Source organism: Selenomonadales bacterium (assembly GCA_018335585.1).
GTDB lineage: Bacteria > Bacillota > UBA994 > UBA994 > UBA994 > UBA994.
In genome coordinates this window covers 1-7,098 of record JAGXRZ010000057.1, presented here as the reverse complement: position 1 = coordinate 7,098, position 7,098 = coordinate 1, and the positions used below count along the sequence as shown (strand labels likewise).

Sequence of the window (7,098 nt, the reverse complement as noted above, 5' to 3'; positions counted from 1 at the left end):
AGTTGGTAGGGTGGCAACAGCGGTTAACAGTGGTTTTGCCAACGTTGCGAGGCAGCGCTGCGCCTGTCACCGCCAAAAACGGGTCATACCGAAAAATCTCGGGCAACTGGCTTTGAGAAATCAACCCAGCAGTCCCCTGTGTGCATGCCTGAGACGCCCCAAACGTGTGCCATACTTGTGCTCATGCGGTTGGATTTCCTATCCCCAATGGCGCAGTCGACACATAATAAACTGACATGCGATAGGCCTCTCCGGACTTCTTTTCGTAAGCATCTGTGTCTGCAGCATTGATCCAATCGTCCAATTCAATATTCTGCGATGCTATTCTTGCTGCTCATATTATCGTGCCGGATCATGTCGGCGGCTTTCTCGCCGATCATGATGCAGGTTGCATTGGTGTTGCCGTTGACGACTGATGGCATGATCGAGGCATCGGCCACGCGGATATTTGCGAGGCCGTGAACGCGCAGGCGGTTGTCGACCACCGCCATCTCGTCGGTGCCCATCTTGCATGTTCCCACCGGATGATAAGCATGATTGGCTTCTGCCCGGATATAGGCGTCGATCTCTTCATCAGTTTCAAGGTAGCGGTCAGGATAGAGAGGCCGTTTCATCATCGCCTTCATGCGATCCGAATGCAGGATCTCCTGCACGACACGGAAGGCATTGCGCAACGTCTTGAGGTCGTCGGGATGACTCAAGAGATTGAGGTCCATCTTGGGATCGGATTCGGGGTTTGAGTCATGTAAGGCAACCCAGCCGCGGCTCTTTGGGCGCCCAATATTGAGAATGATCGTATAGCCCCATTTCGTCATCAGCTTGTAGTCGCGCGCATGGTCGCGATAGGCGAGCGGCACGACATGGACCTGGCAGTCCGCCCGGTTCTGCCCCGGCGCGGATCGCAAGAAACCGCCTGCAGCCGTGGGCGGCGATGCCAGCCAGCTTTTCCTTTGCGTGAGATACTGGAATAGGTCTCGCACGGTCTTGAGCGCGCCAACGACATTGAGTGCGATCCCGAGCCGCTTCTTCGACTGGTAGACCAGCATCAGGTCAGGATGGTCGTGAAGATTCTGGCCGACACCGGGAATATCATGAATCACTTCGATTCCATGCTTCTCCAACTCATCACGCGGTCCGATACCGGAAAGCATCAACAGTTGGGGCGAATTATAGGCGCCGCCGCTGACAATGACTTCCTTTTCGCACGGGATCGTCTTCAACTGCCCGTCCTGGGAATACTCGACTGCCACCGCGCGGTTGCCCTCAAACCTGATACGATGGACGCGGGCATGTACTTCGACGCGGAGGTTGCCGCGCCTGCCCATCACCGGATCAAGGTAACACGCCTTCACGCTGGCGCGCTTCCCGTCCTTCACGGTAAACTGATAGATGCCGACACCTTCCTGGCTGGCACCATTGAAGTCCGGATTGGCTTGATGGTCCAGTCCAGTCGCCGCCTCGATGAAAGCATCATAGACATCGAATTCGCGCTTGCCGTTGGATACGTGAAGCGGTCCCGACGAGCCGTGAAACTCATCCTCACCGCGCTCATTATTCTCAGCCTTGCGGAAATAGGACAGGACATCGTTGTAACCCCAGCCGTCGTTGCCGAGTTCGGCCCAGTGGTCGAAATCCGACCGGTCGCCGCGGATATAGACCATCCCGTTCATACCGCTCGATCCACCCAGCATCTTCCCGCGCGGATTGTAGAGGCGGCGGTCGTTGAGCGCCTTTGAAGGGTCGGTGTTGAACCGCCAGTTGAGCGTATTGATCCGATAGTCTTGGATCAGCGCCGCAAAAGCGCCGGGCGTGGACACAAGCGGCGAGGTGCCTGGGCCGCCTGCCTCGAGCAGGCAAACGGTGACATCGGGGTCCTCGGACAACCGGCTGGCGATAACGCCGCCCGACGACCCACCTCCAATAATTACATAGTCAGCCATTTGCTTCCCTTGTCATTCGACCCATGCTGGCGACCCGGCGTCATGCAACATGCCAGCATCAACCGCCGCAGCCACGTCAGAGGATCTTTTCGAAGATGTTGAGTAGTCCTTCGGTCTTGCTCCTGCACCACCAGTTGGTAGGCGAGGCTGGCCCCGGCGCCGCCGTATTCCTCGGGCAGCTCGGGCAGCATGAAACCCATTTCGCCGAAGGGCCGCCAGACCTCGCGCGGGATGTAGCCCTGTTCGCGCCAGACGGGCAGGTGCGGAGCCATCTCGGCGGCGATGTAGCGGCGAACCTGGTCACGAAAGGTCTCGATGTCGCTGTCCATCCAGGGTTGGCGGTGCAGTTGCGGCAGCATGGGGTCGTTCCTCGGAAAGTGGGTGCTGTGAAGGTGAAGGGTGGAAGACTTGGCCTATCGTCGGCATTCAGCCCATGCACGTCTTGCCCGCCAGCGCATGGCGAGTGACTTTGCGTGCACAAGGGAAAACCCGGCTGGCCGGGCCTGGCCCATGGCCGGGCCATGGACTCCCATCCCGCGCGCATCGCTGGGCGGCATCCCAAAGCGTTGCTTGAATGCGCGGCAAAAGTGGCTGGTGGAGTTGAAGCCCCAGTGGAAGGCGATCTGCGAGATTTGCTGGTGCCTGCAGGCCGGGTCAATCAGTGCCCGCCAGCACGCCTGCAACCGGCTTTCCAGGATGTGGCCGACCACCGTGGTGTCGCCCTGCGCAAACAGCGCGTGCAGGTAGCGCCGCGAAATGCCGAGCGCGGCGGCGATGCGTGCCGGGCTCAGGTCATCCTCGTGCAAATGCTGGGCGATGTAGGCCAGCGCCCGTTCGCGCAACGCGGCCATGGCCGTGAACCGGGTGGCGCTCTCCGGCTCTGGCAACGCAAGATCCAGCAGCCCGATCGCCGTGCGGCACAGGGCAAGGTGTGCAGAGGGCGGCATGGCGCCGATCTCCTTGGCCAGCCCCATCAGGTGCTGGCTCAGCAGCGAGCCCACGCCTGTGCGGCTATCCATGCGGCAGGCTGTCGGCGGCTGCTTGCGCCTCGGCAACTGCTCGCGCATGAGCTGCCAGGGAATCATCAGCGACACGCTGTGGGTGCGCTCCAGCACCTCATGGTTCTGCCGCTGGTCGGTGCGCCAGAGGAACATGTCGCCCTCGCAAACCGGTGCGTCCCACTGCTGCAACTGCACCCGGCCGCTCAGGTTCAGCTGCAGCCCCAGGCAGAGCACCTCATCGAATGGCGAATGTCCAGACAGAAGCTGGCCGACGCCGGGTTCGGTCACGGTATGCACAAGGAAAGCCCCGGCGAATTCGTGCCGTTGCAGCGTCGCCTGGACTGCGGCAGGCTTTGCCGGGGAAGAAAGATCCCAGTGCTGGAAGCGGCCTTCAAGGACCGTTTCCATCACATCTACATGGCCGATGGACAACTCCATGGCGGACTGTTGCAGCATTTGTTGTCTCCAGAACTTGCCCCTCAACGCCTTGGCCGATCGGGCCGGAACGTCGGCACCGTGGCGTGCTTTTGTGCGACGCTCCGGGTGCCTCAAGGGATGCAGGCGATCGTAGGAAACGGTGTTTGGTGCGGCAATGACGGATCGTCTCTATCGGCTGACAAGAAGCCTCTTTTGACGGATGCAGGCAGGCGGCATCCCCATAGCCGGAGGGCCCTGCGCTAACCTCGCGACATCGATGGTGAACGCTGAAGAGGAGACGCTATGGATCTGGGTGCAATGCTGGCCAGCAAGCAGGTGCTGGTCACGGGGGCCTCGTCGGGCCTGGGCGAAAACTTTGCCCGGCTGGCCGCCGGTTGCAAGGCCAAGGTGGTGATCGCGGCGCGGCGCAAGGCCCGGCTCGACAAGCTCGCGCTGGAACTCGAAAAACTCGGTGCGCCGCAAGTCACGGTGCTGGAAATGGATGTGGCTTCCGAGCAGTCCATCGACGGCGCCTTTGCCGAACTGGACGCCTTGGGCGTCACGCTCGACGTGGTGGTCAACAACGCCGGGGCTGCCAACGACGGCCTGTCGCTCACGCTGCCTGCGGCCGACTTCGACGCGCTGATGGCGACCAACGTGCGCGGCGTGTGGCTGGTGGCCGCGCGTGCCGCGCAGCGCTGGGTGGATGCCGGGCGGGGCGGCTCCATCATCAACATCGCATCCATCCTGGGCGAGCGCGTGATGCCGGGCGCCATGCTGTATGCCACGTCCAAGGCCGCAGTGGTACACATGACCAAAAGCCTTGCGCTCGAATGGGCGCGCCACGGCATCCGCGTCAATGCCATCGAGCCGGGCTACATCAGCACCGAGATGACCGATGCCATGTGGGACACCGCCTATGGCAAGGCGCTCATCCAGCGCGTCCCGATGCGCCGCCTGGGCAAACCGGAAGAGCTGAACGGCCTGTTCCTGCTGCTCGCGACCGAGGCCGGGTCGTGGATGACCGGCGCCTGCGTGCCGGTGGACGGCGGGCATTTGTGCTCATCGCTTTGAGGGCGACGGTCCAAAGTAGCGCTGCGTCCTGGGGATCCGTAGAGAGAATCCCCAGGTTCAACCCATGAAAATCAGCGGGCTTCGTTAATGATGTGAAGCTGCGTGAATTCCAGCAATCCTTCCTCGGCCAGTTCTCCGCCCATTCCAGATTGTTTGGCGCCGCAAACGGGAATTGCGGGGCCAATATCAAGATGCTTGTTGATCCAGGTCGTGCCTGAATACATCCGCAACGCAATCTCGCGCGCTTTTTCTCTATCCGCCCCCCAGACGGAACCACCCAGGCCCCAGGGGGAATCGTTTGCGCTGGTCAGTGCTTCTTCAGGGTCGGAGTATTTGATGACAGGCAAGACCGGCCCGAACTGCTCCTCTTGAACCAGTCGTGAGCTATTCTTAATGTCGGCGACAATGGTTGGACGGATGAAAAATCCGGCTTGGCCCTCGGCTTCGCCGCCTGCCACGATACGGCCATCCTTCCTGGCTATTTCCAGGAATTCCTTGAGCTTTGCATATTGCATCCGGTTCTGTATGGGCCCCATGGTTGTGCCCTGGTCCAATCCGTTGCCTACCACCACCTGTTTTGCCAGGGCTGCGAGGCGGTCAACCACGTCGTCATAAATTGATTCATGCACATAAGCGCGTTTGACCGCGATGCAGACCTGCCCGGCATTCAAAAAAGCCCCATTGAAGATGCCTTGGGCAACGCTGGCCGGGTCAGCGCCCGGCAGGACGATGGCGGCATCATTCCCACCCAGCTCCAGGGTCAGGCGCTTGAGGGAGGTTGCGGCGGATGCCATCACTTTCTTCCCAGTGGCGGATGAGCCTGTGAACGAGATCTTCGCCACGTCCGGGTGCTGGGTCAGATAGCCGCCCAGGTCATTCTGGTCGGTGACGACGTTGACCACGCCCGCCGGGAAAGTGCCGGCCATGATCTCGCCAATCTTCAAGGTGGCCAAAGGCGTGGTGGGGGCTGGCTTGATAATGATCGTGTTGCCAGCCAGCAGGGCGGCGGGCAATTTGAATGCCATCAGCAGCAGTGGGAAATTCCAGGGAATGATGGCGCCCACCACGCCCAGCGGCAGCCGGTGCTGCTCAACGCGCATGGTCTCGCTGTCTTCAAGAATCTTGACCGGCAGTTCCTGGCTGGCAATGCCACGGATGAATAGAGCCGTCCATAAAACCTCGGTCGTGGCTTCGCCGAGCGGTTTGCCTTGCTCCTGGGTCAGCACGCGCGCCAAATCCTCCTGTTGCGCATCCATTGTGTCAGCGAGTTTCAGCAACAAGTCCCTGCGCTGCGCGATGGGGCGGCGAGACCAGGCTGGGAAGGCGGCTTTTGCCGCTTGAATGGCGGCCTCCATTTGCGCCTCGTCGGCGCGGGGGCACAGGGCCAGTACCGTTTCGGTGGCGGGGTTGATGACTTCCATGGTGGATGCGCCATCGACCAGTTCACCGTTGATGAGCAGCTTGTAATTCGCCATATTTGTCTCCTGTTGTTGCAGTGTTGTGCGGAATATGGAATGCATGCGTATTCAGCACAGAAATGCTACAACCTGGTCTCCAACGGGACAATGACGGAACGTCTCGCTGGGCTGGCAAAAGACCTCAATTTCCTGGCGTTGCCAAATGCTCTTGAATTCATAGCATTCAGCCAAGGTGGAATAAAGGCGGGAGGCAGATTGGGTTACGCTTAGGCAGTTCAGGACTCTTTCGCGGGAGGGTTGTTGAGCGGAAAAATGGGTGCCACCCTCTATCGATCAGAAGGTCAAGCATGACTCATTCGAGTCTTTGACCCAACAAGGTCTTCGTGAATGACTTCGGCGTTGTACAGTGACTCAGGCGACCCGTCGGCCGAGGCGCTGTTGGGCCGCAAGGTACTGATCGGCAAAGCGCTGGATCAACTCGCCTGCCGACGGGATGTCGTGCAGCACACCGATGCCCTGACCGCAGCCCCAGACGTCCTTCCATGCCTTGACTTTGGGACCGCCTTCCGGGCCGCCGAAATCCATGTCGGAAGGGTGAGCACTTGGCATGTTCTGCGGATCCATGCCGGCGGCGACGATGGACGGGCCAAGGTAGTTACCCCAAACGCCCGTGAAGAAGTCGGTGTAGACGATGTCTTCAGCACTGCCTTCGATGACTGCCTTCTTGTACTCGGGCTGCGCATGGGCTTCCTGCGTCGCAATGAACGCCGAACCGATATAGGCAAAGTCGGCACCCATGGCTTCGGCTGCGAGGATGGAGGAGCCGTGGGCAATGGAGCCCGATAGCGCGATCGGACCATCGAACCAGGCGCGTGTCTCCTGAACCAAGGCGAAGGGCGACTGGCGACCAGCGTGGCCACCCGCGCCTGTGGCCACCAGAACCAGGCCGTCGGCGCCTTTTTCAATCGCTTCGCTTCCGGGATGGGCGCCCTTGGTCTTGGCGGGGTGCTGGCGCTCGCCGCTCACAAGCGTGCGGGCCCGCGCAGGTGCCGCCGACCAACGGCCTGCCGGGCAAGCCCGGCGGCTCTATTTAATGTGGGCTGTCAGGCGCAACCAGGACCGAAAGGCACCGGATATCGCCCGCAGGCAATCCTGGGTACGAGTGGTCGGCAGCGGGTCAAGTTAGCGATCGCGGTCGAGTGCCATCAAAGAATTGACCGACCTCTACCCACGCTGGCCCGCACGCCC

Annotated in this window: 6 protein-coding genes; 1 reads left to right on the top strand and 5 read right to left on the bottom strand. The window is 60.8% G+C overall.

The genetic code is table 11. The annotated features are described in order from the left end of the window. Nucleotides 1–305: 305 nt before the first annotated feature. Genes KGZ66_11150 through KGZ66_11140 form a run of 3 tightly spaced genes read right to left on the bottom strand, consistent with a single transcriptional unit; the run spans nt 306 to nt 3,397 of the window. Nucleotides 306–1,940: a GMC family oxidoreductase N-terminal domain-containing protein gene (locus KGZ66_11150; GenBank protein MBS3986142.1), complete on the bottom strand. Its 1,635-nt coding sequence runs from the start codon at nt 1,938–1,940 to the stop codon at nt 306–308. Further along, nucleotides 1,925–2,299 (bottom strand): acyl-CoA dehydrogenase family protein, encoded by a 375-nt coding sequence (locus tag KGZ66_11145; protein ID MBS3986141.1) that lies wholly within the window; start codon nt 2,297–2,299, stop codon nt 1,925–1,927. Before KGZ66_11145 ends, KGZ66_11150 begins: the two co-directional genes overlap by 16 nt. Nucleotides 2,300–2,353: 54 nt before the next feature. Then, entirely contained in the window at nt 2,354–3,397 is a 1,044-nt protein-coding gene (locus tag KGZ66_11140) for a helix-turn-helix domain-containing protein (protein ID MBS3986140.1), read from the bottom strand. A 264-nt stretch (nt 3,398–3,661) separates the two neighbouring features. Between KGZ66_11140 and KGZ66_11135 the strand changes: the two genes are divergently transcribed. Beyond that, the gene (locus KGZ66_11135) at nt 3,662–4,432 is read left to right on the top strand and encodes an SDR family oxidoreductase (protein ID MBS3986139.1); all 771 of its coding nucleotides are present in this window, start codon (nt 3,662–3,664) and stop codon (nt 4,430–4,432) included. Nucleotides 4,433–4,503: 71 nt separating this feature from the next. Here the strand turns inward: KGZ66_11135 and KGZ66_11130 are convergent, their stop codons facing one another. Both KGZ66_11130 and KGZ66_11125 read right to left on the bottom strand, forming a co-directional pair. Further along, complete coding sequence (locus KGZ66_11130; GenBank protein MBS3986138.1) at nt 4,504–5,907, bottom strand: aldehyde dehydrogenase family protein; 1,404 nt, start codon at nt 5,905–5,907, stop codon at nt 4,504–4,506. A 354-nt stretch (nt 5,908–6,261) separates the two neighbouring features. Further along, nucleotides 6,262–6,876 (bottom strand): nitronate monooxygenase, encoded by a 615-nt coding sequence (locus KGZ66_11125; protein ID MBS3986137.1) that lies wholly within the window; start codon nt 6,874–6,876, stop codon nt 6,262–6,264. Between the last annotated feature and the right edge of the window lie 222 nt (nt 6,877–7,098).

What these genes read in the sequence shown, in the direction of transcription:
- KGZ66_11150 (MBS3986142.1), bottom strand. Translation starts at nt 1,940, where the DNA reads ATGGCTGACTATGTAATTATTGGAGGTGGGTCGTCGGGCGGCGTTATC.
- KGZ66_11145 (MBS3986141.1), bottom strand. Translation starts at nt 2,299, where the DNA reads ATGCTGCCGCAACTGCACCGCCAACCCTGGATGGACAGCGACATCGAG.
- KGZ66_11140 (MBS3986140.1), bottom strand. Translation starts at nt 3,397, where the DNA reads ATGCTGCAACAGTCCGCCATGGAGTTGTCCATCGGCCATGTAGATGTG.
- KGZ66_11135 (MBS3986139.1), top strand. Translation starts at nt 3,662, where the DNA reads ATGGATCTGGGTGCAATGCTGGCCAGCAAGCAGGTGCTGGTCACGGGG.
- KGZ66_11130 (MBS3986138.1), bottom strand. Translation starts at nt 5,907, where the DNA reads ATGGCGAATTACAAGCTGCTCATCAACGGTGAACTGGTCGATGGCGCA.